At 73.9% G+C, this 24312-nt stretch carries 25 protein-coding genes and 1 pseudogene; 13 read left to right on the top strand and 13 right to left on the bottom strand.

The annotated features are described in order from the left end of the window. Positions 1-68: 68 nt before the first annotated feature. Positions 69-965 (top strand): annotated as a pseudogene (locus ACZ6D7_RS02005) (AMP-binding protein); the annotation flags it as partial. A gap of 159 nt (positions 966-1124) precedes the next feature. On the opposite strand, the gene ACZ6D7_RS02000 reads toward ACZ6D7_RS02005, so the two are convergent. Together ACZ6D7_RS02000 and ACZ6D7_RS01995 are read right to left on the bottom strand one after the other, a co-directional pair. Then, on the bottom strand, positions 1125-1526 hold the full coding sequence (locus tag ACZ6D7_RS02000) for a rodlin (RefSeq protein WP_469482360.1): 402 nt from the start codon (positions 1524-1526) through the stop codon (positions 1125-1127). 205 nt (positions 1527-1731) lie between these two features. Beyond that, positions 1732-2136, bottom strand: coding sequence for a rodlin (locus ACZ6D7_RS01995; protein WP_469482358.1), 405 nt, complete (start codon positions 2134-2136; stop codon positions 1732-1734). 227 nt (positions 2137-2363) lie between these two features. Between ACZ6D7_RS01995 and ACZ6D7_RS01990 the strand changes: the two genes are divergently transcribed. From ACZ6D7_RS01990 to ACZ6D7_RS01980, 3 genes are all read left to right on the top strand, one after another. Next, positions 2364-2768: a rodlin gene (locus ACZ6D7_RS01990; RefSeq protein WP_469482356.1), complete on the top strand. Its 405-nt coding sequence runs from the start codon at positions 2364-2366 to the stop codon at positions 2766-2768. Positions 2769-3072: 304 nt separating this feature from the next. After that, a complete protein-coding gene (locus ACZ6D7_RS01985; RefSeq protein ID WP_469482354.1) occupies positions 3073-3300 on the top strand; it encodes a chaplin in 228 nt (75 codons plus the stop codon). Between the two features lie 132 nt (positions 3301-3432). Further along, positions 3433-4647 (top strand): chaplin, encoded by a 1215-nt coding sequence (locus tag ACZ6D7_RS01980; RefSeq protein ID WP_469482352.1) that lies wholly within the window; start codon positions 3433-3435, stop codon positions 4645-4647. 46 nt (positions 4648-4693) lie between these two features. On the opposite strand, the gene ACZ6D7_RS01975 is transcribed toward ACZ6D7_RS01980, so the two are convergent. Together ACZ6D7_RS01975 and ACZ6D7_RS01970 are read right to left on the bottom strand one after the other, a co-directional pair. After that, a complete protein-coding gene (locus ACZ6D7_RS01975) occupies positions 4694-5938 on the bottom strand; it encodes an NAD(P)-binding domain-containing protein (RefSeq protein WP_469482350.1) in 1245 nt (414 codons plus the stop codon). Beyond that, on the bottom strand, positions 5938-7224 hold the full coding sequence (locus tag ACZ6D7_RS01970) for a carboxylate--amine ligase (RefSeq protein ID WP_469482348.1): 1287 nt from the start codon (positions 7222-7224) through the stop codon (positions 5938-5940). Before ACZ6D7_RS01970 ends, ACZ6D7_RS01975 begins: the two co-directional genes overlap by 1 nt. 170 nt (positions 7225-7394) lie before the next feature. Between ACZ6D7_RS01970 and ACZ6D7_RS01965 the strand changes: the two genes are divergently transcribed. Further along, positions 7395-8609, top strand: coding sequence for a glycoside hydrolase family 26 protein (locus tag ACZ6D7_RS01965; RefSeq protein WP_469482346.1), 1215 nt, complete (start codon positions 7395-7397; stop codon positions 8607-8609). 40 nt (positions 8610-8649) lie between these two features. Here the strand turns inward: ACZ6D7_RS01965 and ACZ6D7_RS01960 are convergent, their stop codons facing one another. The 8 genes from ACZ6D7_RS01960 to ACZ6D7_RS01925 are packed head-to-tail and all read right to left on the bottom strand — an operon-like array spanning position 8650 to position 17959. After that, a complete protein-coding gene (locus tag ACZ6D7_RS01960; protein ID WP_469482992.1) occupies positions 8650-9795 on the bottom strand; it encodes a GNAT family N-acetyltransferase in 1146 nt (381 codons plus the stop codon). A gap of 23 nt (positions 9796-9818) precedes the next feature. Next, positions 9819-10466, bottom strand: a complete 648-nt coding sequence (locus ACZ6D7_RS01955) for a lipopolysaccharide biosynthesis protein (RefSeq protein ID WP_469482344.1) — start codon at positions 10464-10466, stop codon at positions 9819-9821. Beyond that, positions 10463-11620 (bottom strand): glycosyltransferase, encoded by a 1158-nt coding sequence (locus ACZ6D7_RS01950; RefSeq protein WP_469482342.1) that lies wholly within the window; start codon positions 11618-11620, stop codon positions 10463-10465. Before ACZ6D7_RS01950 ends, ACZ6D7_RS01955 begins: the two co-directional genes overlap by 4 nt. Beyond that, positions 11620-12339 carry a polysaccharide deacetylase family protein gene (locus ACZ6D7_RS01945; RefSeq protein ID WP_469482340.1) on the bottom strand — a complete coding sequence of 240 codons (720 nt, stop codon included), beginning with the start codon at positions 12337-12339 and terminating at the stop codon, positions 11620-11622. The genes ACZ6D7_RS01950 and ACZ6D7_RS01945 overlap by 1 nt, the downstream gene beginning before the upstream one ends. Then, a complete protein-coding gene (gene murJ / locus ACZ6D7_RS01940) occupies positions 12323-14020 on the bottom strand; it encodes a murein biosynthesis integral membrane protein MurJ (protein WP_469482338.1) in 1698 nt (565 codons plus the stop codon). Before murJ ends, ACZ6D7_RS01945 begins: the two co-directional genes overlap by 17 nt. Next, on the bottom strand, positions 14017-15366 hold the full coding sequence (locus ACZ6D7_RS01935) for an O-antigen ligase family protein (RefSeq protein WP_469482335.1): 1350 nt from the start codon (positions 15364-15366) through the stop codon (positions 14017-14019). The genes murJ and ACZ6D7_RS01935 overlap by 4 nt, the downstream gene beginning before the upstream one ends. An 8-nt stretch (positions 15367-15374) precedes the next feature. Beyond that, positions 15375-16790 (bottom strand): exopolysaccharide biosynthesis polyprenyl glycosylphosphotransferase, encoded by a 1416-nt coding sequence (locus ACZ6D7_RS01930; RefSeq protein WP_469482333.1) that lies wholly within the window; start codon positions 16788-16790, stop codon positions 15375-15377. Beyond that, positions 16787-17959: a glycosyltransferase gene (locus ACZ6D7_RS01925; RefSeq protein ID WP_469482331.1), complete on the bottom strand. Its 1173-nt coding sequence runs from the start codon at positions 17957-17959 to the stop codon at positions 16787-16789. Before ACZ6D7_RS01925 ends, ACZ6D7_RS01930 begins: the two co-directional genes overlap by 4 nt. Positions 17960-18577: 618 nt before the next feature. Between ACZ6D7_RS01925 and ACZ6D7_RS01920 the strand changes: the two genes are divergently transcribed. The 8 genes from ACZ6D7_RS01920 to ACZ6D7_RS01885 all read left to right on the top strand — a co-directional run bounded on the left by ACZ6D7_RS01920 (position 18578) and on the right by ACZ6D7_RS01885 (position 23736). Further along, the gene (locus ACZ6D7_RS01920) at positions 18578-18817 is read left to right on the top strand and encodes a chaplin (RefSeq protein ID WP_469482329.1); all 240 of its coding nucleotides are present in this window, start codon (positions 18578-18580) and stop codon (positions 18815-18817) included. Between the two features lie 233 nt (positions 18818-19050). Then, the gene (locus ACZ6D7_RS01915) at positions 19051-19845 is read left to right on the top strand and encodes a hypothetical protein (RefSeq protein ID WP_469482327.1); all 795 of its coding nucleotides are present in this window, start codon (positions 19051-19053) and stop codon (positions 19843-19845) included. Between the two features lie 127 nt (positions 19846-19972). Then, positions 19973-20266, top strand: a complete 294-nt coding sequence (locus ACZ6D7_RS01910) for a hypothetical protein (protein WP_469482325.1) — start codon at positions 19973-19975, stop codon at positions 20264-20266. Between the two features lie 232 nt (positions 20267-20498). After that, entirely contained in the window at positions 20499-21005 is a 507-nt protein-coding gene (locus tag ACZ6D7_RS01905) for a DUF5949 family protein (protein WP_469482323.1), read from the top strand. Positions 21006-21010: 5 nt separating this feature from the next. Further along, on the top strand, positions 21011-21595 hold the full coding sequence (locus ACZ6D7_RS01900) for a vitamin K epoxide reductase family protein (RefSeq protein WP_469482321.1): 585 nt from the start codon (positions 21011-21013) through the stop codon (positions 21593-21595). Positions 21596-21714: 119 nt separating this feature from the next. Next, the gene (locus tag ACZ6D7_RS01895) at positions 21715-22239 is read left to right on the top strand and encodes a hypothetical protein (RefSeq protein ID WP_469482319.1); all 525 of its coding nucleotides are present in this window, start codon (positions 21715-21717) and stop codon (positions 22237-22239) included. A gap of 152 nt (positions 22240-22391) precedes the next feature. Continuing rightward, positions 22392-22886 carry a tyrosinase cofactor gene (locus tag ACZ6D7_RS01890; RefSeq protein ID WP_469482317.1) on the top strand — a complete coding sequence of 165 codons (495 nt, stop codon included), beginning with the start codon at positions 22392-22394 and terminating at the stop codon, positions 22884-22886. Further along, positions 22870-23736, top strand: a complete 867-nt coding sequence (locus tag ACZ6D7_RS01885) for a tyrosinase family protein (RefSeq protein WP_469482315.1) — start codon at positions 22870-22872, stop codon at positions 23734-23736. Before ACZ6D7_RS01890 ends, ACZ6D7_RS01885 begins: the two co-directional genes overlap by 17 nt. An 82-nt stretch (positions 23737-23818) precedes the next feature. Here the strand turns inward: ACZ6D7_RS01885 and ACZ6D7_RS01880 are convergent, their stop codons facing one another. Then, on the bottom strand, positions 23819-24157 hold the full coding sequence (locus ACZ6D7_RS01880) for a chaplin (RefSeq protein WP_469482313.1): 339 nt from the start codon (positions 24155-24157) through the stop codon (positions 23819-23821). Positions 24158-24312: the final 155 nt, after the last annotated feature.

Below are 24312 nucleotides of genomic sequence, written 5' to 3'. Positions count from 1 at the left end.
TTTCCTTACCGCCGGGTAAGTTGACTCCCCGACACAGGCCGGCCGCCGCACCGCGACCGGGAGCCGACATGGGCGTACGCAGGGATCTGAAGAGGGCGAAACAGCGCACGGACCTGGCGTCCCGCACCCGGGTCGAACTGACCAGGGACGCCTCCGGCACCGTGCGCGAGGTCCGCGTCCCGCCGCTGGTGGAGCCGCCCACCACGGGCAGCATCGCCGACCTCCCCTTCGGCCACGCCACCGAGGCCCCCGGCGCGGTGCTCCTGCGCCGCAAGGGCCGGGGCGGCTGGCGCCCGGTGACGGCGGCCGCTTTCGCCGCCGAGGTCACCGCGGCGGCGAAGGGCCTGATCGCCTGCGGCCTCCCGCCGGGCGGCCGGGTCGCGATCATGTCCCGCACCCGCTACGAGTGGACCCTGCTGGACTTCGCGGTCTGGGCGGCCGGCGGCCAGACCGTCCCCGTCTACGCCACCTCCTCCGCCGACCAGGTCGACTGGATCGTCCATGACTCGGGCGCCACCCTGATCGTCGTCGAGAACGCCGACAACGCCCGCACGGCGACCACCGGCACCGCCCACCACCCGCGGCCCCCGCGCATCCTCGAACTCGACGCGGACGCCGTCGCCGAACTCACCGCCCTCGGCCGGGACGTCCCCGACGAGGAGGTCACCAAGCGCCGCACCGCCCTCACCCCCGACACCACCGCGACCGTCTGCTACACCTCCGGCACCACCGGCCGCCCCAAGGGCTGTGTCCTCACCCATGCCAACCTGCACGCCGAGGCCGCCAACCTCCTCGAACTGCTCCACCCGATCTTCAAGGAGGTCACCGGCGAGACCGCCTCGACCCTCCTCTTCCTCCCGCTCGCCCACATCATGGGCCGCACCCTCCAGATCGCCTGTCTGATGGCCCGCATCGAGACCGGCCACTTCCCGAGCGTCAGACCCGACGAACTCCGCCCCGCCCTCATACGAGGCCAACGGCCTGCTCACGCCCTCCCTGAAGGTCAAGCGGCACGCGGTGACGGCCCGGTACGCGCGGCAGATCGAGGACCTCTACCGCAGGTGACACAACGGAAACGGCGGGCCACCGGAGGACCGGTGACCCGCCGTGACGGGGCGTGAGGCTCAGCCGTTCTGGGCGCCGTTGCCCGAGAGGGCCGAGATGTCGTCCAGGATGTGCGACAGCGGCTCGTCGCCCTTGGCCTGGGTGGAGTTCTCGACGCACTGCTGGTTCTGCGCGGCCGACAGGATCGGAACGTCCTGGAGGACCGTGCCCGTGACGGCCCCAGTGGTGTTGATCTTGAGCGGCAGGCCGATGCACGGCTTGTTCAGCGAACCCTGGACCAGCGAGAGCTGCGGGCTCATGTCGCCGAACGTGGCCGAGTTGCCGAACGACTGGCTGGCGCCGTTGCCGCTGGCGGAGGTGGTGCCGCTGTCGTCACCGATGGCCAGGGCCTGCGGAGCGGACGCGATCGCGACGCCGGCCAGGGAGGCGGCGACTGCCGCGGTTGCCCACAGCTTCTTCATGTTCTTTCCCTTCGAGAAGCGGGCTCCGGGGGAGGAGCTGCATGATTCCTAATGCCTCGGACCTCACGAAAGTTGCGGGCTGTGCCCCGTTCGGAGCAGCGCAACAGGCGTGAGTAGTGCGCCCCTTGCCCCCTGCGCACGAATGCCCCCTGCGCACGAAACAGCGGGCCGCCGGTGATCCGGCGACCCGCAGTCGGGACGGAACTCAGTGGTTGGCCGCACCGTTGCCGGCGAGCAGGGAGATGTCGTCCAGGATGTGCGACAGCGGCTCGTCGCCCTTGGCCTGGGTGCTGTTCTCGACGCACTGCTGGTTCTGCGGGGCGGACAGGATCGGGACGTCCTGGAGGATCGTGCCCGTGACGGCACCAGTGGTGTTGATCTTGGCCGGCAGACCGATGCAGGGCTTGTTGAAGGAACCCTGGATGAGGGCCAGCTGCGGGCTCATGTTGCCGTAGGTGGCCGAGTTGCCGAACTCCTGGCGGGCGCCGTTGCCGCTCGCGGAGGTGGTGCCGCTGTCGTTGCCGATGGCGAGCGCGGGGGTGGCGACGGCAGCCATGGCGCCGACGACGGAAACGGCGACCGCGACGCTGGCCGATACCTTCTTGATCACTTGCAAGTCCCTTCTGGAGAAACCCCGTCCACCGGAGCGTTCTGGTCAACTCTCCCCACCGTGTTTGGTTGCCCTCCTTCACCCCGATGGCCCAATGCGCGGAGGGCCTGACGAGGTTTGAACTCCTATCGGGTGAAGCGCCACAACCATTCCCGAAGCGCCCGGTTGAGTCGGAGGCAGGTACATGGTCCTGGCCTCGGGGCCAGGGCAGGGAAAGGACATGCGAAATGCTGAAGAAGGTATTGGCCGCGGCGGCGGTCGCCGCTTCTGTCGTCGGCGCGTCGGCGGCGGCAGCGCCCCAGGCGCTTGCCATCGGGGACGACGCCGGTACGACCTCCGCCAGCGGCAACGGCGCGCACCAGTCGTTCGGGAACTCCCTGACCAAGGGGGACATGAGCCCGCAGGCCACGCTGGTCCAGGGTTCCCTCAACAAGCTCTGCGTCGGCCTGCCGGCCACGATCAACACCACTGGGGTCGTCACGGGCACGATCCTCCAGGACGTCCCGATCCTGTCGGCCGCGCAGAACCAGCAGTGCGCCGAGAACAGCACCCAGGCCAAGGGCGACGAGCCGCTGTCGCACATCCTGAACGACATCTCGGCCCTCTCGGGCAACGGCCTGCGGAACGGCTGACGTCACCCCGTCGGACGGCCCCTCTGTCGCAAGGGCCGTCCGATGCTTTTTTAGCCGGCACTCCTATTTGTTCGTGATGCTGTCAATTTCTCTTCCGCCGCCTAGGCGAAGCGTTTCCTCTTGCCTGGTCCGTAAGTGTGATTTGTGCACGGGCCTTCGAGTGAATTCCCGGGCGACGACAGTTGGTCGGTTGCTTCTTCTGTCTATCTCTCGTTTGCAGCCTGCGGGCATGGTGCGAGCCGATCCAGTTGTGCTCGCTCGGTTTCGACCGTCATCGAGGCATGACCGCAGAGAAGGGAACGTCATGAAGAAGAGCGCTGCCGTCGTCGCTGGTCTGATCCTGGCCCTCGGCGGGGCCGCCCCGGCCTTCGCCGACGCCGAGGCCTACGGGGTGGCCATCGGATCCCCGGGCTTCCTGTCCGGCAACGTGATCCAGAATCCGGTCCACAACCCGATCAACGTCTGCGGCAACACGTTCAATGAGACCGGGGTACTGAACCCCACCATCGGCAACGTCTGCGTCAACGGCTGACGACGCGTCCCACCAGCCGTACGGCTGGGTCGAGGCCGGCCTTGGAGAGCCTCTGCGCGTTCCGGGGCCGGCTTTTCCCACTTCTTCCAGCAGGAAAGACGAACGAGATTGCGACAGACGCTGAGTAAGGGAATGGTTGCGGCCGCGGCCGCCACGAGCATTCTGTCCCTGTGCGCCGGCGGTACCGCGTTCGCGGACTCTCGGGCGGAAGGGGCGGCCAAGGGGTCGCCCGGAGTGCTGTCGGGCAACAACGTCCAGGTCCCGGTGGACGTGCCCGTGAACGTCTGCGGCAACTCGATCGACGTCGCCGCCGCGCTCAACCCCGCCGCCGGGAACTCCTGTGCCAACGACTCGGGCCCCACCCACAAGGACCCCAAGCCGACCAAGCACCACGGCTACGGCGACTCGGGCTACGGCGACTCCGACTCCGGATACGGAGGCTCCAGCCATGGGGACTCGGACTCCGGGTACGGGGACTCCGGCCACGGCGGCTCCGGGTACGGGGACTCCGGCCACGGCGGCTCCGGGTACGGGGACGAGACCAGGAGCGAGGACTGCGAGGCGTACGGCGACGACTGCGGCGGTGGGGGTCGCACCTCCCCGCCTCCGCATGGCGGGGGTCGCACCTCTCCGCCTCCGCACGGTGGGGGTCACACGTCTCTGCCTCCGCACGGTGGGGGTCGCACCTCTCCGCCTCCGCATGGCGGGGGTCGCACGTCTCCGCCTCCGCACGGTGGTGGTCACACGTCTCTGCCTCCGCACGGTGGTGGTCACACGTCTCTGCCTCCGCATGGCGGTGGTCACACGTCTCCGCCTCCGCACGGTGGGGGTCACTCCTCCCAGCCTCCGCACGGTGGGGGTCACTCCTCCCAGCCTCCGCACGGTGGGGGTCACACGTCCCAGCCTCCGCACGGTGGGGGTCACTCCTCCCAGCCTCCGCACGGTGGGGGTCACTCCTCCCAGCCTCCGCACGGTGGGGGTCACACCTCCCCGCCCCCGTATGGCGGCGGTCACACGTCTCCGCCCCCGCACGGCGGTGGTCACACGTCTCCGCCTCCCTACGGTGGCGACCACACCTCCCCGCCCCCGCACGGTGGCGGTCACTCCACCCCGCCTCCCTACGGTGGCGGTCACTCCACCCCGCCCCCCTACGGTGGCGACCACACCACCCCGACGCACGGCGACGACCACACCACACCGACGCACGGCGGCGATCACTCCGCCCCGCCGCAGCTGTCGCACACCGGCAGTGAGCGGGAGGCGCTGCTGGCGGCCTCCGGTGTCAGTGCCGTGCTGATCGCGGGTGGCGCCGTCCTCTACCGGCGAGGCCGCGCGTCCCGCCGCTGACCGTGCCGGGTGCCGGACGCCTCGTGCGCCCGGCACCCGCGTCCGGTCACCCCCGCAGGGCCCGCGCCGCCCCGGCCCGCCCCCGCGCCGGGAGCGTCCCGCCCGGCACGCCGGTGCGCAGCCGGTGCCGTACGCCTCGGACCAGGGTGGCCGCCGTGAAGGTCGCGCCGTGGACGAAGCGCATCGCCGGGCCGAAGGCGGCCGCCGTCACCAGGCCGGCCAGGAACAGGCCCGGCCGGGAGGACTCGAAGTCCCGGCCGACCCGGGGCGCGCCGTCGGCCCCCGTGGCCAGCGACCCGCGCAGTTCGTCGGAGAGCAGGCCGAGCCGGTCGGTGGTGGCCCGGAAGCCGGTGGCCGCGATGACGTGCCCGGTCTCGAAGGAGCCGCCGCCCGTCACCTCCAGCCGCACCCCGCCCGCCGCCGCGCGGGCCGCCGTCACCTCCTGGCCGAGCCGCACCTCCACGGTGCCCTCGATCCGGTCCCGCACCCACCACGCGCCCGCCGGTCCGAGGGCCGTGGCCGCGATCCGCGCCCGGGTCGGCTCGGGGAGCCGGTGGAAGAGGCCGGGCCGCTCGGCGTAGAGCCAGTTGCGCCAGCCGGGGCCCAGGCCGCTGTGCGGGGAACGGGCCGACTGCCACCAGGGGCGTTCCCAGGCGGGTGGCACATCGTTCCAGTGGAGCCGGCCGGCGCGGGTCAGCACCCGTACCCGGGTGCCCTGCTCGGCGAGCAGGGCGGCCGTCTCCAGGGCCGCCTGGCCGCCGCCGATCACCGTGACGTCCCGCCCGCGGAAGCGGTCGAGGCCGGCGTGGTGGCTGCTGTGCGAGACGAGGCCGGCGGGCAGGGCCCGCAGGGCGGCCGGGATCTCGACGAAGGGCATGACGCCGATCGCGAGGGCCACGGTCCGGGCGTGCAGGACCTGGCCGTCCTCGGTGAGCGCCTCGAAGCCGCCGGGCCGGGGCGCGATCCGGGTCACCGTGCGCTCGTCGACCTCCGGGACGGCGTGACGGGCGAACCACAGGCCGTACTCGGCGAACGTCTCGACCGGGATCGGCTCGCCGTGCCGGGCCGCCACCCCCCGGGTCGCGCAGTACGCGTCGAGCCGCAGGCGGGCCGCCGGGTCGGAGAGGTGGGAGGCCCACGGCTCGGACTTCAGGAACATGCCCCGGGGCATGTGGTCGCGCCAGGAGGCCATCGGCCGGCCGTGGACGCGCAGGCTCAGCCCGGCGGCCGCGGCGTGGGAGGCGAGGGACAGACCGTACGGGCCCGCGCCGACCACCAGCAGGTCGTACATCAGCGGCTGCCCGCCTTCTCGTCGTCGGTCGGTCCCGTCATCTCGATGCGCGGGGGCGGTGCCTGGCGGCCCACGTGCGGCCGGGCCGCGGCGGCGGGGGCAGCCGGGCCGCGGCGGTGGACGCGGGCCAGCAGCCGGCGGGTGACATGGGCGCACCACAGGCGCCACATCGCCCGCCCGGGAGCCGGGTCGTCGGCGGCGCGCCAGGCCAGTTCGCGGCCGTACGGCGCCCGGCGCAGGGCGGCCAGCGGCGCGTAGTTCTCCACCACGAACGCCCGCCCGGGCCGCGCCGCCCCGGCCGGCAGCGGACGGTGGGTCAGATCCAGGTGCTGCGCCCGTACGACGTCCAGTCCGGCGGTGTCGGTGAAGAGCCGGAACTGGGCGCCGGGCCGCGGGTTGAAGTCGAGCAGGTGGTAGTCGCCGGTCGTGCCGCAGCGGCGGAAGTCCAGGTCGAGGATGCCGCGGTAGCCGAGCCGTTCGGTGAGCCGTTCGGCGAGCGCCCGTACCCGCGCGTTCTCGGTCCACTCGCCCACCGCCGTCAGTCCGGCGCCGCGCGGCCAGGCGGAGAGCTTGAGGCCCGGACCGCCGGCCCGCAGGGTGCCGGAGCGGTCGGCGTACCCGTGGAAGAACCAGTCGCGGTCGGGGCCGGGCGGCAGAAAGGCCTGGAGGAGCAGCCGGCTCCCAGCCTCCTCGGTGCGCAGATACAGCTCGCGCGCCTCCTGCGGGGAGCGCACGACGGCGGTGCTGCGCAGTCCGCTGTCCGTCGGCAGCAGCCAGGGCCGGCTCCATTTCGCCACCACCGGCAGCCCCAGCCGGCCGGCGGCGGAGGCGGCCTGGGCGGCGCTGTCCGGGACCACCGTCAGCGGGTGCGGCACGTCCGCCGCCGCGCACAGCCCGGCCAGCTCGGCCTTGTCCGCGACCCGTTCGGGGACCGTGCCGGGCTGCTGCGGGAGCAGGTAGGCGGGCGTCAGCTCCTCGCGCAGTCCGCTCACCGCGAGCGCGCCGGCGTCGTCCATCGGGATCAGCACGGCGGGCCGTTCGATCCGGGCGGCCACCCCCAGCAGGACGGCGGCGACGTCGGCGGGCGTGGCGCCGGGCGGGGGCGGAGGGTGCAACTGGCGTACGAATCGCGACGCGCGTACGGGGCTTCCCGTCGAGTCGGCGACCACGTGCACGTCGATCCCGGCTCGGCCGAGCGAGCGCACGGCACCCAGCGTTCCGTGGTGAAAGGGGTTCCGGTCGATCCGCAGCAGAACGGCGGGGACACGGCTGTCGAGCAGCGACACGGGCTTCTCCGGGTTTTCAGATGTTCGGGTCACCGAGATGGGTGATCAGGGGCACTCGAAAGCCGTAACGGCGGTGGCGGCGGTCCTTTTCGTATGACTTTCATATAACCGGGTGTCGGTAATGCGTACGAACGACGCGTGACACCGTGAGAGTGGAGAAAGGAGCAGGTATGGCCCCACATCAGCGACGCGGCCGGTCCCGGTGGCCGGCCGTCGTCGCGGCAGCGGTCGCGACGACCGCCGCCCTCGCGGCCGGTCCAGGATTCGCCGCGGGCGCGGGGTCGGCGCGGGCCGCCGATCCTCCCGTTCCCAGCCCGGCCGCCCCCGCCCGGCAGGCCCCGGCCTTCGGCGCCTACCTCGACTACGGCGCCCGGGGCGTGGCCCGGATCGCCCAGCTCAGCGAGTGGCTGCGTGGCGCCGAGCTGCGGGTCGGCCACACCTATCTGCCGGGCGACCGGTGGCGGAACATCGAGGGCCCGCCCGGATTCCTCGACGTCTGGGCGGACTGGCGGCGGGAGAAGGACGACCGGATGCTCGTCCTCAACGTGCCCATGCTGGAACGCAACGAGGAGGGCGTCCCGGACGCCGAGGTGCGCACCCTGCTGCGGCAGGGCGCCGAGGGGTGGTTCGACCACCACTTCCGGGCGCTGGCCGAGCGGCTGGTCGCGCTGGAGGTGCCGGACACGGTGATCGTGCTCGGCTGGGAGATGAACGGCACCACCTACACCCACCGCTGCGGGCCCGACCCGCAGGCGTGGAAGACGTACTGGAACCGGATCGTCGGGGCGATGCGGTCCGTGCCGGGACAGCGGTTCACGTTCGACTTCACGCCGTCGCGCGGCCGGGACGCGGTGCCGTGGACCGAGTGCTATCCCGGCGACGACACGGTCGACGTCATCGGCATGGACTCCTACGACCAGCCGGCCGGTCTGTCCTTCGACGAACAGGTGAGAGAACCGTACGGGCTCCAGGCGCACGTGGACTTCGCCCGGGCCCACGGCAAGCCCGTTTCCTATCCCGAATGGGGACTGTTCCGCAACGGCGACAACGCCGAGTACATGCGGCGCATGCTCGCGTGGATGGACGAGCACCAGCCGCTCTACAACACCGTGACCGACTACTGCCCGCACGGCGTCTGGCAGTGCTCGCAGAACCCGAGGGCCTCCGACGTCTATCGCACGGTCCTGTCGGGGCGCACCGACAGGCCGACGACACCTGTCGATCCCACGGCTCCCGTCGATCCCACCACGCCCACGGAACCCACGACCCCGCCCCTCACCCCGCCCCCGTCGAACTGTTCGCCGATGGACCTCGGCGCATGGATCGAGCGGTGGCTCGGCGGCAGGCTGTGCGTCCTCCTCGACCGGTGGTCGCGCACCGGGTGAGCCGGGCGGCACGGCGTGGTGCGGTGGCGGCGGGCCCGCGTCAGGACCCGCCGCCACCGTCACGCTCCTTCCGCCGCTCCCGGCGCAGCAGCAGTTCCTTGCCCCGGCGCCGCGCGGCCACGTCGCACAGCGCCGCCGACAGCAGCGGGGCGGTGCGCCGCCGGGCCAGCAGCAGCCGCTGGTTGACGACCGGTTCCGGACGCCAGTGGTGCTTGTACGGCTCGTTGCCGCGCAGCAGGCTCAGCGCCGCTCGCCCCCCGTCCCGGGTGTGCTCGGCGCAGGCGTCCAGCAGCATCACCGCTACGTCCGCCTTGCGCTCCCGCAGCCGCGGATGGGCGCCGTACAGATAGCCGCCCGCGAGCCGCCGGGACAGCAGGGTGAGGTCCACGGCCACCACCTCGTCATCGAGGCGGAACTCGGTGACCACCGCGTCCCCGGAGCGCACCATCGGCCCGACCGAGCGCACCAGGTGCTCGTGGAACCTCGGGCGCAGATGCTCGCCCGTCACCTTCCGGCCCTGCCACTGGAGCCGGTGCAGCTCCAGCAGCCGGTCCAGCGCCCCGTCCACCTCGTCGGGCCCCACCGGCCGGCGCTCCACGCCCAGCGCGGTCAGCTTGCGCTGCTTGGCGCGCACCCGCTGGGCCTTCGACGACGGCAGCCGGCCCACCAGTTCCTCCATGGAGACGGCAGGCAGCTCCAGGCACACCGAGTCGTCCACCCGCCGGCGCGGCCCGTGCCAGCGGTCGTAGACCCGCTCCACCGCGCCGCCCGGCCGTACCTCGCGGAAGTCGATCAGCGCGGTGCGGGCGGCCGCCGCGAGCCCCTCGGTGAGCGCGGCCACGGCCCGCTCGGAGTGCTCGTCGTCGACCAGGACGTCCCCGTAGTCGGAGATCGCGCCGCCGAGCGGCACCAGCGCGGGCACCGGCCGGCGCACGGCCGTCAGCGGGGCGGCGGCGAGGAGGTCACCGCCGTCGCGCACCAGCAGCAGGCGCAGTCGGCCGCGTCTGCCGTAGGACAGCCACCAGGAGTGCAGCCAGGCGTGGCTCTGGAACGGGGTGGCCGTCGCGCACCGCCGGTACAGGCGGCCCCAGGCGGGGGCGAGGTCGGCGAAGGCCCGCTCGTCGGTGACGAGTTCGGTGACCGGGCCGCCGGCCCGTCCGGTGCCGGCGCCGTGTCCGGTGACCACGTCCGTCGTGGCCGCCGCCGGTTTCACAGCGCCCCGTGGACGTCCGCGGCGAGGGCCGGGGCCGGTACGACGGCGGCCGGGCGGCCCGGCACCTCCCGGTCCCGCCTCGGCCGCACCAGCAGCGCCAGCCCGCCCAGCAGTCCGCCCGCGCAGCCCCCCACCAGCCCGGTCACCGCCGGAGAGGCCGAGGACGGGTCGGTCGGCCGTACCGCCGGGGCGAACTCCTGGAGTTCGACATTGGTGGTCTTCTCGCTGGTCGCCGAGTGCCGGGTGAGTGCGCCGGAGACCGCGTTGGCCATGTCGGCGGCCAGGTCGGCGCGCGCGGCGGTGGCCGTGACGGCGACCATCGGGGCGTCCGGCGAGGTCGCCGTCTGCACACTGCGCTGGAGCGTGCGCACCGGCACGCCCGCCGCCTCCTGCGCGTTCCCGAGCACCGCGAGCTGGGTCGCGACCCGCCCGTAGGCCTGCGCGAAGCCCAGCGCGGACGCTGGGTCGGACTTCTCGGTGGGGACGGCGACGACATAGGCGGTGGCCGTGTAGACCGGCGGCTTGAGCGCGCCGTACGCGCCGCCGAGGAGGCCGCCGGTGACGGCGCCGGCGGCGAGCAGCGACCAGGGCGGCAGGGCCCTGACGCGGCGCGAGGCGGCGGGACGGCGAGAGTGCTCGGTCATGGAGAACTGACTCCCTGGGGTGTCGGGGAAGCGGGGGACGGCAGGGGCTGTCCGGAGACGGTGGCCGCGTAGACGTCCATGAGCTGGGCGGCGCTGCGGGCGATGTCGTAGTGGTGCGCGGCCTCGGGCGCAGTGCGCGGACCCGGCGGCGCGGCGCGGGCCTCGGCCAGCGCGCGGGCGAACGCCCCGGCGCCGCCGGTCACCTGACGCGCGCCGGGCGCGGGGAGGTGCTCCAGCGCGGGGCAGGAGGCGTAGCGCACGGGCAGCCCGGACGCCAGCGCCTCCACGACGGCCAGACCGAAGGTCTCCTCCGGGGACGGGGAGGCGAGCACGTCCATGGCGGCGGCGAGGGAGGGCAGGTCGGGGCCCGGCGTGCCGTCGGGGACGTACGGCCGCTCGCCGGTGAGGAGCACCCGGTCCGCGACCCCGGCCTCCTGGGCGGTGCGCCGCAGCGCGGCCTCCTCGGGGCCGCCGCCGACCAGCAACAGGCGGCAGTCGGACGGGAGGTGGGCCAGGGCGCGGACCAGGACGTCGAAGCGCTTGCCGGGCGTGAGCCGTCCGATGCCGCCGATGACGTACGCGTCCTCGGGCAGCCCGAGCCATCGGCGGGTGCGGTGGCGCGCGGCCGGGTCGAAGCGGAAGCGGGCCAGATCGATGCCGTTGGGGACGACCCCGATGCGCGGCGCCGGCACCCCCCAGGCCCGCAGCCGGGCGGCGACCGCGGGGGAGACGGCCACCGTGGCGCGGCCCAGCCGCTCGCCCGCCAGATAGAGCGCGCGGACCCCGGCTGTCAGGCTGCGGCCCTCCAACTGCGAGTCGCCCAGGGAGTGTTCGGTGGCCACGATCGCCCGCACGCCCGCCAGCCGCGCGGCCAGCCGCCCGTACAGACAGGCCCGGTAGAGATGGGTGTGGACGAGGTCGTAGCCGCCGGAGCGGACGATCCCGGTCAGCCGGGGCAGCGCGGCCAGGTCCCTGTTGCCGCGCATACCGAGGTGGATCACCCGCACGCCGTCCTCGGCCAGCCCGTCGGCCACCGCCCCCGGGTTCGTCAGCGTCACCACGTCGCACTCGGCCGGCAGATGCCGCAGCAGCAGCCGCAGTTGCTGCTCCGCGCCGCCGACCCCGAGCCCCGTGATGATGTGCAGCGCCCGCACTACAGCCCCTCGACGGGACGCCGGCGCAGCGCGTGCAGCCGGTACTTGAGGAAGAGGCGCAGGGCCGTGTCGTTCTGCCCGACATGGACGCGGGGCAGCGCGTAGGGTCCGTTCAGCTCGCCCGGGTCGATCGCGCAGGCGTAGTCGTATCCGGCGTCCCGTACGGCGTCCATGGCGCGTCGGTCGATCGTCCCGTACGGGTAGCAGAAGCCGGCGGTCCCGGTGCCGAGCAGCTCGGTGAGGGCGGTCCGGCTCTCGGCGGTCTCCGCCTTGAGGGTGAGGTCGTCGGCGCGGGTCAGGTCGACGTGCGTGAGGCCGTGCGAGCCGATCTCGACGCCCTCGGCGGCGGCCCGCCGGATGCCGTCGGCGGTGAGCAGCGGCTTGCGGGGGCCCAGCGGGTCCCAGGCGTTGTCGCCGCCGAGCCGTCCGGGCAGCACGAACAGGGTGGCCGTGCAGCCGTGCCGGCGCAGCACGGGCAGGGCGCCGGTGACGAAGTCGGCGTACCCGTCGTCGAAGGTGAGACCGATCAGGCCCCGGCGGCCGGGCGCGGCCAGCAGCTCGGCCATGGAGACGCCCCTGAGGCCCCGGCGGGTCAGCCAGGACAGCTGCCGGTCCAGCCGCTCGGGGGTGACGGTGATGCGGTACGGGTCGTCGGAGCAGTCCCCCACGGAGTGGTACATCGCCACCCAGGGGACCCTGGTGTCAACGGGAACGGACATACGGCAGCCTTCGGGTCACGGAACGTACGGAATGGAGTGCGGAGGCGACGCCCTGGGCGCCCAGGGCCCGGCCGAGCAGCACGAAGACGGCGGTCACGGTGAGCCCCCCGGCGGCCAGTGCGGACACCGGGCCGCCGGACCGGGCGGCCACGAGGCCGCCCGCGAGCGTCGCCGCGACGGCCGCCAGCACCGGCCTGGCCAGCTCGCTCAGTACCCCCGGGGTGTGGATCGGGACGCTGCGCGGGCCCATCCCGGCCAGCAGCACCAGGGCGGTGACGGTGATGCCGGCCGCGTTCGCGGCGGCGATCCCGTACACGCCCCAGGCGGTGACGCTCAGCGTGCCGATCCAGGACGTCACCACGATCCCGGTGGCCATCGCGCCCACCGGGTACCAGGCGCCGCGGCCCGCCGAGAAGTACGAGCGGGCCAGCACGCCGGTCAGGGTCTGGCCGAGCAGCCCGAGCGCGTACACCCGCATGACCCCGGCGGTGGCCGCCGTGTCGCGCGCGGTGAACGCGCCCCGCTGGAAGAGGAGTTCGATGATCTGCGGGGCGCACGCCACGACCGCGGCCGTGCCCAGCAGCACGATGGACGCGGCCAGTGCCAGGTCCCGCTCCACCCGGCTCTTGGCCCGCTCGGTGTCCCCGTCCGCCAGCGCCCGCGCGACCACCGGGAAGGTGACCGTGCACACCATCACCGACAGGATCATCGGCATCTGCGCGACCTTCTGCGCGTAGTTGAGGTGCGAGATCGCCCCGGAAGGCAGCGACGAGGCCAGGAACCGCTCGACGAGGACCTGCGACTGCCGGCACAGCGCGAAGAGCAGCACGGTCGCCAGCAGCGCGGTGTCCAGCGGCCGCGACTCCTCCCCGGCCCCCGCCCCCGCCGCCGCGCGCCGCCTCAACTGCCCCAGCAGCGAGGGGATTTGTACGACGACCATGAGGACGCCGCCGACCGCGACCCCGGCCGCCGCCGCCCGCACCCCCCACCGCCCGCCCAGTACGAGCATCCCGGTGACGATGCCGACGTTGTAGGCCACGTAGATCGCCGCGGGCGCCACGTACCGCCGGTGCGCGCGCAGGGCGGCGCTGCAGTATCCGGCGAGCCCGAAGCTGACCACGCAGGTCGCGGTGAGCCGGGTGCAGTCGACGGCGAGCGCGGGATCCGGCAGACCGGGGGCGAGGACCCCGACGACCTGGGGCGCGATCCCGGCGAGCAGGGCGCCGACCGCGACGAAGGCCAGCGACAGCCGCGGCAGCGTGCCGGCGACGAGCGCGCGCACCGGGTCGCCCGGGACGCCCTGGGCGCGGCGGGCCAGGGCCATGCTGAACGCCGGGATCAGCGCGAACGCCAGCCCGTCCTCGATCAGCAGCGTGGCCGCGAACTCCGGCACGGTCCACGCGACCAGGAAGGCGTCCGTGTCGCTGCCCGCCCCGAACAGCCGGGCCAGCGCCTGGTCGCGGACCAAGCCCAGCAGCGCCCCGGCGACCGAGAGCGCCGCGGTGACCAGGGCGGCCTTGGCGAGGAAGCCGCGGGAGGCCGTGGGGAGTTCGGTGGCCGCTTCGGGAGTGGTTTCGGGGGTCGTCTCCGGGGTTGTCTCGGGGGTCGTCCCTGGGGTCGTACGGGGAGCTGTTGCGGAAGCGGTTTCGGAGCGGGGCGTCCCGGCAGGCGTGCCCGTCATCGGGTCAGGGCCTCGCCGTCGACGGCCGGGGTGTCCGGGCCGCAGCCCCGGGCCCCGGCCTCCTGTCCACCGACCAGCGCCCACCACGCCACCACCCCGAGGACGACGGCCGTCAGCACGGTCGAGGGCCCGCCGATGTCGGCGTACATGAAGTCGGTGAGCTGCCACAGCAGCAGACCGCAGGCGACGAGCGCGCAGTCCAGGCCGGGGCCGGTCCGGCGGACCGCCCACCACCCGCGCAGCCCGCACACCAGCAGGGCCAGCCAGCCGCCCGCCAGGGCGAGCAGCCCGATCAGGCCCTGCTCGCCGAGGATCAGCAGATACATGTTGTGCGGGGAGAGCAGCGGCTGCCGGACGAAACCGGAGCCCGCTCCGTCGGTGTCGCTGCCCGAGGACAGCGCCAGGGAGGCGTGCGCGTCCCGGTGCTCGGGGAAGCCCTTCAGCCCGACCCCGGTCAGCGGCTGCTCCCGCCACATGCCGACGGCGGCCGCCCACATCGTGTACCGGTCGGTGACCGACTGGTCGGGGGCGTCGGCGACCTGCGTGATGCTGCTGATCCGCTCCTGGAGCATCGCCGAGCCGACCCCGAACCCGCCGACCAGGACCACCCCGGCCGCGACCGCCACCGCGGCCACCTTCAGCGCCCGCCGCAGCCCGGCCAGCGCCAGCTGGAGCGAGCAGGCCACCGCGGTCGCGATCCAGGCGCCCCGGCTGAAGGACAGGGCGAGCGGCACCAGCAGGGCGAGCGCCGCGGCGGCGGCGACCGCCCGCTGCCGCACGGAGGTCCGCCCCAGGGCCAGCCCCACCGCGCAGACCAGGCCGAACGACACCACCGTCGCCATGCCCATCACGTCCTGCGGTCCGAAGGTGCCGACCGCGCGGATCGTCTCGCCCTGGTACGAGGCGCCGGTCCCGGTGCCGAACTGGTGCACACCGACCGCCCCCTGCCACCCGGCGAGCCCCACGAACGCCCAGGCCAGCAGGCGCAGGTCGGACCGGCCCCGGATCAGGAGCAGCACGGCCGCCGGGACCAGCACGAACACCTGGAGATAGCGGCCCAGGCCGGTCAGGCCCGCCCCCGGCGAGGACGCGCCCAGCGCGGCCAGCGCGATCCCGGCGACCGGCAGCCCCAGGATCACGGCGGCTGTACGGGACAGGGGGCGCCGCCGCTCCCGCAGCAGCCGGACCGCGCAGAACAGCACGACGAGCGCGGAGAGCGCGTCGGCCGGTCCCGCGCCGCCCTCGCCGCCGGGGGAGACGGGCAGGGCGAGCAGGGCGACCACGGCGACGACCGGCAGCACCGGTGACAGCGTCCGGGAGCGCGGCAGGGGCAGGGCGAGGGTCATCGGTCGGATCAGCTCCCGGTCGGTCGCACGAGCGAGGCCGCGGTGCGCAGCAGGATGCACACGTCCTGCCACAGCGACCAGTTGTCGATGTACGCGTTGTCGAAGCGGGCCCGGTCCTCGATGGAGGTGTCGCCGCGCAGGCCGTGCACCTGGGCGAGGCCGGTGATCCCGGTCCGCATCCGGTGCCGGGCCGCGTAGCCGGGGTAGGTCTGGCTGAACTGGCCGACGAAGAAGGCCCGTTCGGGGCGCGGTCCGACCAGGCTCATGTCGCCCCGCAGGACGTTCCACAGCTGGAGCAGTTCGTCCAGCGAGGTCTGGCGCAGGACGCGGCAGAAGGGGCTCATCCGTACCTCGCCCGCCACGCTCCAGCGGGTCGCCGACTCGTGCTCGTCGACCGGGCGGTGGGTGCGGAACTTCAGCAGCGTGAAGGGCCGCCCGTCCTTGCCGATGCGCTCCTGCCGGAAGACGACCCCCGGCCCCTCGGTCAGCCGCAGCACCGCCGCGAACACCGCCAGCAGCGGGCTGAGCAGCAGCAGCAGCGTCCCGGAGACCGTGATGTCCAGCAGTCGCTTGCCGAGGCTGCCGGGCTGCCCGAGCCCCAGGTCCAGCCGCCGGCAGGCGAACCCGGCGAGCTGCTCACGGCTCGCGTACGACGGGCTGTCGGCGTCGACCTCCCACACCGTGCAGCCCGAGGCGGCCAGCGCCCGCAGCAGCGGGCCCTGCACGGAGCGCACCGCCGGGTGGACGCACAGCACGTCCCGGACACCGTTCTGGATCAGGGCCCGCTGCACCTCCTGGCCGGTGCGCAGCACGGGCAGCCCGTCGGGGCCGTCCGGGCGCTCGGCCACCACGCCCACCGGCATCACGCCGCAGCGGGGATGGCGCAGCACCGCGGCGGCCACGCGCTGCGCGGTCGCCGCCGGGCCGATGACGAGCGCGGCCCGCGGGTGGCGCAGCAGCGCCCGGCGGCGGCGCAGATGCAGCAGCGCGCGCCCGGCGCAGGCGGCCGCGGTCTGCGCCGCGAAACCGAGGAGCAGGGTGCGCGCCGCGAGCGCGTGCGCCGGGTGCCACGCGGCGGCGAGCGCCCCGAGCGCCAGCCAGGCCACGGCGATCCGGCCGCAGAGGGTGGGCAGTTCGTCCAGTACGCCGGTCACCGCGCCCGGGCGGCCCGGGCGCAGCAGTAACGTCGTGGCCACCAGCAACCCCACCAGCGGCGGGTGATGGCCGGCCGTGAGCAGCGCCGCCGCGCCCGCGAGCGCGGCGAGGCCGTCGGCGAACAGCAGCGGCACGGGTGGGACGGACCGTGCCGGAGGACGCCGGGCGGGAAACCGGAATCCCGTGCCGGTCTCACGCCGTGGGAGAACGGAGAGGGGCGAGTACCCGGCCTGCGTGCCGGGGGACGGGACGGTGCTTTCCGCAGTCACTGGTGAAGGGACTCCCTGCACTCGGAGGGCACGACCCGTGCGGCCGGAACCTGGCCGAGCAGATCGCGGTAGAGGTCCGCGACCGTCTCGGCCGTGCGCCGCACGTCGTGCGTGGACAGGACGTGACGTCGCCCCTGGTGACCCAGCGACGCCCGCAGCGGAGGGTCCGCCAGCAGCGCGGTGACGGCCCCGGCCAGCGCCTCCGGGTCCCCGGCGGGCACCAGGCAGTGCGGCGCGAGATCCGCCGGCAGACTCTCCCGGGCGCCGTCCACCTCGGTCACCACCACGGCCCGACCGCAGGCCAGGGCCTCCAGCGGGGCCAGCGCCATGCCCTCCCAGCGCGAGGGCAGCACCACCAGATCGGCGGCCCGGTACCAGGGCGCCGCGTCGTCGACCGCACCGGCGAACACCACCGACTCCGGCGCCAGGGAGCGCAGCCGCGCCCCGTCCGGGCCGTCGCCGACCAGCACCAGCCGCGCCCCGGGTGCGCTGTGCACGACGTCCGCCCAGGCCCGGAGCAGCACGTCCTGGCCCTTCTGCCGGCACAGCCGCCCCACACACACCACCAGCGGCGCGGCCGGGTCGAGGTCCGGGAGGAGCGCGGCCCGCTCGGGGCCGGCCGGGCCCGGGTGGAAGCGCTCGGGGTCGACGCCGTTGGGGACGACGCTCCACCGGCCGGCGATCCCGGCACGCTCGCCGGTGGCCCGCTCCGCCTCGCTGACACACACCAGCCGCGAGGCCCAACGCGCCCCGAACCGCTCCCAGTTCAGGGCGAGGGCGGCGACGGTCCCGCCGACCGCCTCGAAGGACCAGGCGTGCGGCTGGAACACGGTCGGGATCCGCCCGCGCACCGCGAGCCGCCCGGCCAGCCCGGCCTTGGCGCTGTGCGCGTGCACCAGCGCCGGGCGTACCTCGTCGATCACGCGTGCGAGCCGCCGTACCTCGCCGGGCAGGGAGGGACCGGGGGACCGGGTCGCCTCCCAGCGCCGTACGTCCGCGCCCAGGGAGCGCAGTGCGCCGGTGAGGGCGCTGTCGGGACAGGCCACGGTGACGTGCAGTCCGGCGGCGAGCTGGGCCCGCGCCAGGTCCGTCACGACACGGGCGACCCCGCCGTCCACGGGCTGGGTGAGGTGCAGGACCCTCAGTCCGACGGGTTCTGGCTGGTGCATGGCGCGGTTTCCTCGCTCACGGTGACGCTCGGGCCGGACGGGAGTGCGCCTGCCTGCTTCGTCCGTGTGTCGACGGCGACGAAGAGCGCCCGGCCCACGCCGCGTCCTCGTGCGAAACGAGCCGGAAGGCCTGCTGGTCACCGCCCTGCCGCAAACCCGTTCCGAGATCGAACACGGCGGAGTGGCCGCCCGGGTGTCGACATACGCCGGTACACGCGCCGCGGAGCCGCCCCCGGCCCGCTGATCGTTGGGTTCAACAGATCGTCAGATGGATGGACCGGGTCGGACGGCGTGATCGCGGTCCGGGGGACGGTCGAGCGTGTGAGCGAGTCACCCGAACGGAGCAGCCCCCGGCCCGGCCCCTGGCGGGTTCCCGGCCCGTCGCCGCCGTGGGTCCCGTCATGGGTCCCGTCGTGGGTGACCGGCTCCGCCCGGACGGGGGGATCGGCGCGCCGGATCAGCCCGCCGGGACGGTGTCAAGCGTCTTCGGCCGGTGATTTCCGGTGCGGTGGCAGATCACTCGAATGGCGGCACAACCCCCTGGGGTGCCGCGCGTTGACACAGCGCCGGGCATCCCGCCCAGGTGTTTGTGTCACATCCCCCAAGGAGCACCTCTCCATGTCGCGTATCGCGAAGGGCCTGGTCCTGACCTCCGTTGCCGCCGCGGCCGTCGCCGGCGCCTCCGGCATCGCCGCCGCCGACAGCGGCGCGAACGGTGTCGCCGAGCACTCCCCGGGCGTGCTGTCGGGCAACGTCCTCCAGGTTCCCGTCCACGTGCCGATCAACATCTGTGGCAACACGTTCACGGACGGCGGCCTGCTGAACCCCGCGTTCGGCAACACCTGCCTCAACGCCTGACGTCACGGCGCTTCCTCGTCGAACGGCCGCCCTCCCGCCAGGAGGGCGGCCGTTCGCCCGTGCCCCGAATGGGGGCCGTGTGCGGGCGACCCGGCCGACCGAACCGAGGGGCCATCCCACCTGGGGCGATGCGGCCGAACGGGGGCCACGGAAAGCGATCTGTCGGGTGCGGAGTGCGACAACCGCTTTCACGGTGGGCTCAAGGCCCGACGCACTTCGAAAGGAACCCCCACATGCGTGGTCTGCCCGTACGGTGTATCGCTTCCACCGCACTCTGCGCCACTCTCGTCCTCGGCATCTCCGCTCCCGCCGCCTTCGCGGCCGACGCGGCGGGTGAGCGCGGCACCGCGGCACCCGGTGCGCCCGTCCCCGGAGCGGACGCGCTCCTCGCCCAGATCAACGGTCTCGGTGATCCGGGCACCGTGCTCACGCCGGTCACCGATCTGCTCAACGCCGTCCTCAAGGCCTACAACGGCCAGCTCGCCCCGGAACAGGTGGCCCCGTTGTCGGACGCGGTGAACGCCGCCATCGCCAAGGTGACGGCGGCGGTGGAGGCGGCGGCGGCGCCGCTCACGGCGACCGAGGTGACGGCCGTGCTGCCGACCGGCACGCTGTCGGCGTCCACCGTGGCCATGTCCAGCGCGTCGACGTCCACCGTGGCGACGTCCGTGGCGACGTCCGTGGCGAACGGCACGCTGACGGGCGGTACGGTCCTGGCCTCCAACACGCTGATCTCGGCCACGAGCAGCGGTGACGACGGCAAGGCCGGCAAGGCCGGCAAGGCTGCCGCCGATCCCGTGGCCGAGGCGCTCGTCGTGCTCCAGCAGGCCGTAGCCGCCCTGCTCGGGGCCGCCACCTCGGGCGACCCCGCGGGAATCGTTCCCGCGGCCACGGCCGTGGCCGGCGGCCTGGTCGGGCTGGTCGCCTCCGTGCTGGCGGGCGCCGGACTGTCGCTGCCGAGCCCGCCCGGCGTGCCCACCCTTTCGGTGTCGCCCCCGCTCGTCGACGTTCTGCTGCCCGCCCACTGACGGCCGTACCCCGGTTCCGCACCCCACGGGTTTCAGGGGGTTTCCGCATTCGGCGGGGATCGTTAGGCACGGCGTCAGAAATCCCCCTGGTGACTTGAGTTGCCGAGTTGCCGAAGAAAGGAACCCGATGAAGTCCCTGAAGGCTGCCGCTGTCGTTGCCGGGTCCGTCGTCCTCGCCGGTGCCGCCGCGCCCGCGTTCGCGTACGACGCCGCCGACATGACGCCCACCAGCCTCAACGGAGCCGTCAACACGATCACCAAGGGGCAGATCGAGCCCGCCGACGTGATGCCGCTCCAGCAGCAGTCCAACGCGCTCGACACCGAGAACAAGGGCTCCGTGCTCCACACCGTCAACGGTGCGGCCAAGGCGCTCAACCAGAACGCCCCCCAGCTCCTCGGCGGACTGCCGCTCCAGGGCTGAGCGACGCCTCGCCTCGTCTTGCCTCGTCGAAGGGCCGGTTCCGTGGGGTGCGGGACCGGCCCTCGGCGCGCCCCGGGACCGGCCCCGGCCGCCCCCCTCAGGGCCGGCCACCATGCCGCCCCACGGCCCTGTTCGACCCCCGTACCTCGTTCGTGTGGAGCGCCCGTGTGCCGTCCTCCGCACGGGTGAGAACGCGGGCGGCGGCCCGCCGGGGCGCCGATAGGGTCGCGCGGTGACCTCAACCCCAAGCACAGCCCGCCCCTTCCGCGTGACCGACCTGGGCACCCTCGTCGTGATGCCGTGGAGCGGGGAGAGCCCCGACGGCGCCGACACGCCCTACCTCCTCGCCTACTCCCTCGGCGACGCCGCGGACGGCGGCGCGGAGACGACGGCCGCCGCCATCGAGCACCTCCTCGGAGACAACGGCCTGCCCGTCGGCGGCGACCTCGTCGACGGCAAAGTCCGGCCGAGCCTGCCGGTGACCCTGCTCGTCGAGTCCGGGCAGGCCGTCCTGAACATGCCGGGCGGCCTCCACGCGCAGTGCGTTCCGCCGCCCGAGTGGATCGCCGCCGTCCAGGAGCGCGGCTACGCCTACCTCGTCTTCACCACCCGCCCATGGCCCGAGGCAGTCCCCGGGAAGCCCGTCGAGGCCGAGGCGCTGGCCGCCTTCGCGGGCGCCGAGGAGACCCTCACGGCGGCGGCGCACATCGTCCTGCCCGCGCGCAGGCTGCGCCGCTGACGCCCGTGACGACGGCGGTGGGCGGCAGCCGCGCCTACGCCCTGCTGCTCGTCCTCACCGGCGCGGCCGGGCTGCTGGCCTCCTGGGTCATCACCCTCGACAAGTTCAAGCTGCTGGAGGACCCCGGCTTCACGCCCGGGTGCAGCCTGAACCCGGTCGTCTCCTGCGGCAGCGTCATGACGAGCGACCAGGCCTCGGCGTTCGGGTTCCCCAACCCGATGCTGGGCCTGGTGGCCTACGGCATCGTCGTCTGCGTCGGCGTGAGCCTGCTGGCCGGTGCCGTCTTCCCCCGCTGGTACTGGCTGACCTTCACCGCCGGCTGCCTCTTCGGTGTCGGGTTCGTGTCCTGGCTCCAGTTCGAGTCGCTGTACCGGATCAACGCGCTCTGCCTGTGGTGCTGTCTGGCGTGGGTCGCCACGATCCTGATGTTCTGGTACGCCGTCTCCTTCGACGTACGCCACCGCTTCCTCCCGGCGCCGGCCCCGGTCAGGGCGTTCTTCGCCGACTTCACCTGGGTGCTGCCGGTGCTGCACATCGGGGTCGTCGGCATGCTGGTCCTGACGCGTTGGTGGGATTTCTGGACGAGCTGACAATGTCGCTGTCCGCCCATTGCTGCACCCGGGGGAATCTTGAACTGAAGGCGTTTTCCGGCTCGTTACCCGGTACGGACGCACCGCCCCGCACTCTTCCGAAAGGGCCCGTACCCCAGATGAAGCCGACCACCCGAGGAACCCTCGCCGCAGTGCTCACGTGTGTGGCGGCCGCGGCCGCGGCCGGTGCCGCCGCCGCGACCCCCGCCGCCGCGGTCCAAACGGTCCCCGTCCCCGTCCCGCTGGACGGCGTCGAGAAGTCCCTCGACATGGAACTCCCCACGGCCGGCGGCGAGATCCCGCTGCCGATGCCGGGCTCACCCGACGGACCGCGGTACGTCGAGGGCCGTCTGATCCCGGAGCGGGCCGTCCCGCGGCTGCCCGTCGGCGCCGGCCTGCCCGGCGCCGGCCTGCGCGCGCCCCTGCCGGAGGTCCTCGGGGACGGCTTCGACCACGTCGGCCTCGACGCCCCCGCCTCCGACCTGCGCACCCTCGGCCCCGGCCTGGCGGCGGACGCCCCGCTCACCGCCCCCAACGCCGACAACTTCGGCCTCCCGGACCCGCAGCTGCCCCAGGCCGGCGTGATCACCCCGGCCCTCCAGCTGGTGCCCGGCGGGAACCTCGGGATGGGACAGGGGCTGTAGCGCGCCCTCCGCGCGACACCCGGCGGGCCCGGACTTCCCTTCCCCGGGCCCGCCGGTGTGTTTCCGGCGGGCCGTTCGGGGGCCGGGCGGTGACCCGGCGGGGCGCTCGGCGGTTACCGGTACGGACATCCGAACCGGACGAGGAGCACATCATGGCCGCAAGTGTCGACGGCGTACCCGTACCCGCGGTGACGGCGGGCCCAGCAAGACCCAGGAGCCGGCGGGACCTGCTGCGCGGCCTGCTCGCCCCCGCCGCCGCCCTCGCGCTCACCCCCGTGGTCGCCGCCTCCTGGCCCACGGACCCGCGGGACAACCCGGAGGACCCCGGTTTCGGATCGGGTCCCGGCTCCCGCTTCGACGAGGTGTACCGCGGCCGGCGCATCCAGGGCGTCCTCACCGTGACCGGCGACCGCGCGGCTGTCACGGACCCCCGCTGGCAGGTCACGGTCGACGGCCGCCCGCTGCATTTGATGCGCCGCGCCGACGGTAGCTGGCTGAGCATGGTCGACCACTACCGCTCGTACCCCACCCCCCTGGAGGCGGCCCGCGCCGCCGTCGACGAGCTGGGCCCCGGCGAGCAGCTGCGCGACACCGGCCAGGGAGACGGCGGTACGGACCTGGGAGGACACCATGGCCTACACGCGTAAGGACGTCACCACCCTCACCACAGGCGAGCGGCGCCGCTTCGTCAACGCGCTGCTGGAGATCAAACGACGGGGCGAGTACGACGAGTTCGTACGGATGCACATCGAGTACTACGTCTCCGACGGCGAGGGCGGACTGCGGACGGCCCACATGGCGCCCTCCTTCCTGCCCTGGCACCGCCGGTTCCTGCTCGACCTGGAGAACGCGCTGCGCCGGGTCGACTCCTCGGTGACCGTGCCGTACTGGGACTGGACGCGCGCCCGCTCGGCCGGCGCCTCGCCCTGGACGAAGGACCTCCTCGGCGGCAACGGACGCCGCTCCGACCGCCAGGTGACGACCGGGCCGTTCGCCTACTCCACCGGCAACTGGACCCTCAAGGAGAACATCACGGACGGCAGATTCCTCACCCGGGACCTCGGCCGCGCCGCCAACCCGATCGACCTGCCCACCAAGAACGATCTGGAGGGGGCGCTGAGCGACCCGGTCTACGACGTCTCGCCCTGGGACTCGACGTCCACCCGGGGGTTCCGCAACCGACTGGAGGGGTGGGGGACCGGCCGGGGCGCGGCCGCCTGGCGCACCCACAACCGGGTGCACCGGTGGGTCGGCGGGGAGATGCTCGGCGGCGCCTCCGTCAACGACCCCGTGTTCTGGCTGCACCACGCCTTCATCGACCTGGTGTGGACCCGCTGGCAGCGGCGCCACCGCGAACACCGCTACCTGCCCGCCGAACCGCCGGGCCCGGGCACCCGGCAGTACCGCCGGGTCGTCGCCCGCCACGAGAAGCTCCCGCCGTGGGGCGTGACCCCGGATCAGCTGGAGGACGTGGGGCGGATCTACCGGTACGCGTGAGACCCGGTACGCGTGAGACGGGGAGAGCCCCGGCGCTCGAGGTGCCGGGGCTCTCTGGTGGTGCGTCCGTACGGTAGGCGTGTCAGTCGCCGTAGCCGTTGCCGCCCTCGTGGCCGCCGCCGTGGCCGCCGCCGTGCTTGTCCTCGTCGCCGTGCTTGTCGTAGCCGCCCTTGTCGTGGTGGCTGACGTTGGCGCACGTGTTGCCGAAGGCAGGGTTCAGCAGCCCGGGGATGTTGATGGTGTTGCCGCAGACGTTGACCGGCACGTGGATCGGGGCCTGGAAGACATTGCCCGACAGGACACCCGGCGAGCCCACGGCCGCGCCCTGCGCACCCGCGTCCGCCATGGCCAGGCCGGCCCCGCTGACCACCACGGCGCTGGTGCCGAGGGCGACAGCGGCCACCTTCGCGATGCGAGACATCACGTTCTCCTTTAGTGAATCGGTTCGCGCGGCGGCAAGAGGTGCCGCCGCACTCCCCGTTCAACGCCGCCGCCCGGGGCGGGTCACGGCACGTCCGTCCGGATCACCCTTTTTGAACAGGCGTGACGTACGGATGGGCGGCCGGGGCCGGCCAG

Source organism: Streptomyces sp. NPDC041784 (genome assembly GCF_055591025.1).
The sequence above is the reverse complement of the archived record's forward strand: the minus strand, read 5'-3'. Positions and strand labels throughout refer to the sequence as shown.

What these genes read in the sequence shown, in the direction of transcription:
- ACZ6D7_RS02000 (WP_469482360.1), bottom strand. Translation starts at nt 1,526, where the DNA reads ATGAAGAAGCTGTGGGCAACCGCGGCAGTCGCCGCCTCCCTGGCCGGC.
- ACZ6D7_RS01910 (WP_469482325.1), top strand. Translation starts at nt 19,973, where the DNA reads ATGAAGTCCCTGAAGGCTGCCGCTGTCGTTGCCGGGTCCGTCGTCCTC.
- murJ (WP_469482338.1), bottom strand. Translation starts at nt 14,020, where the DNA reads ATGACGGGCACGCCTGCCGGGACGCCCCGCTCCGAAACCGCTTCCGCA.
- ACZ6D7_RS01985 (WP_469482354.1), top strand. Translation starts at nt 3,073, where the DNA reads ATGAAGAAGAGCGCTGCCGTCGTCGCTGGTCTGATCCTGGCCCTCGGC.
- ACZ6D7_RS01890 (WP_469482317.1), top strand. Translation starts at nt 22,392, where the DNA reads ATGGCCGCAAGTGTCGACGGCGTACCCGTACCCGCGGTGACGGCGGGC.
- ACZ6D7_RS01895 (WP_469482319.1), top strand. Translation starts at nt 21,715, where the DNA reads ATGAAGCCGACCACCCGAGGAACCCTCGCCGCAGTGCTCACGTGTGTG.
- ACZ6D7_RS01945 (WP_469482340.1), bottom strand. Translation starts at nt 12,339, where the DNA reads ATGTCCGTTCCCGTTGACACCAGGGTCCCCTGGGTGGCGATGTACCAC.
- ACZ6D7_RS01975 (WP_469482350.1), bottom strand. Translation starts at nt 5,938, where the DNA reads ATGTACGACCTGCTGGTGGTCGGCGCGGGCCCGTACGGTCTGTCCCTC.
- ACZ6D7_RS01955 (WP_469482344.1), bottom strand. Translation starts at nt 10,466, where the DNA reads ATGACCGAGCACTCTCGCCGTCCCGCCGCCTCGCGCCGCGTCAGGGCC.
- ACZ6D7_RS01915 (WP_469482327.1), top strand. Translation starts at nt 19,051, where the DNA reads ATGCGTGGTCTGCCCGTACGGTGTATCGCTTCCACCGCACTCTGCGCC.
- ACZ6D7_RS01965 (WP_469482346.1), top strand. Translation starts at nt 7,395, where the DNA reads ATGGCCCCACATCAGCGACGCGGCCGGTCCCGGTGGCCGGCCGTCGTC.
- ACZ6D7_RS01920 (WP_469482329.1), top strand. Translation starts at nt 18,578, where the DNA reads ATGTCGCGTATCGCGAAGGGCCTGGTCCTGACCTCCGTTGCCGCCGCG.
- ACZ6D7_RS01880 (WP_469482313.1), bottom strand. Translation starts at nt 24,157, where the DNA reads ATGTCTCGCATCGCGAAGGTGGCCGCTGTCGCCCTCGGCACCAGCGCC.
- ACZ6D7_RS01885 (WP_469482315.1), top strand. Translation starts at nt 22,870, where the DNA reads ATGGCCTACACGCGTAAGGACGTCACCACCCTCACCACAGGCGAGCGG.
- ACZ6D7_RS01925 (WP_469482331.1), bottom strand. Translation starts at nt 17,959, where the DNA reads ATGCACCAGCCAGAACCCGTCGGACTGAGGGTCCTGCACCTCACCCAG.
- ACZ6D7_RS01935 (WP_469482335.1), bottom strand. Translation starts at nt 15,366, where the DNA reads ATGACCCTCGCCCTGCCCCTGCCGCGCTCCCGGACGCTGTCACCGGTG.
- ACZ6D7_RS01980 (WP_469482352.1), top strand. Translation starts at nt 3,433, where the DNA reads ATGGTTGCGGCCGCGGCCGCCACGAGCATTCTGTCCCTGTGCGCCGGC.
- ACZ6D7_RS01990 (WP_469482356.1), top strand. Translation starts at nt 2,364, where the DNA reads ATGCTGAAGAAGGTATTGGCCGCGGCGGCGGTCGCCGCTTCTGTCGTC.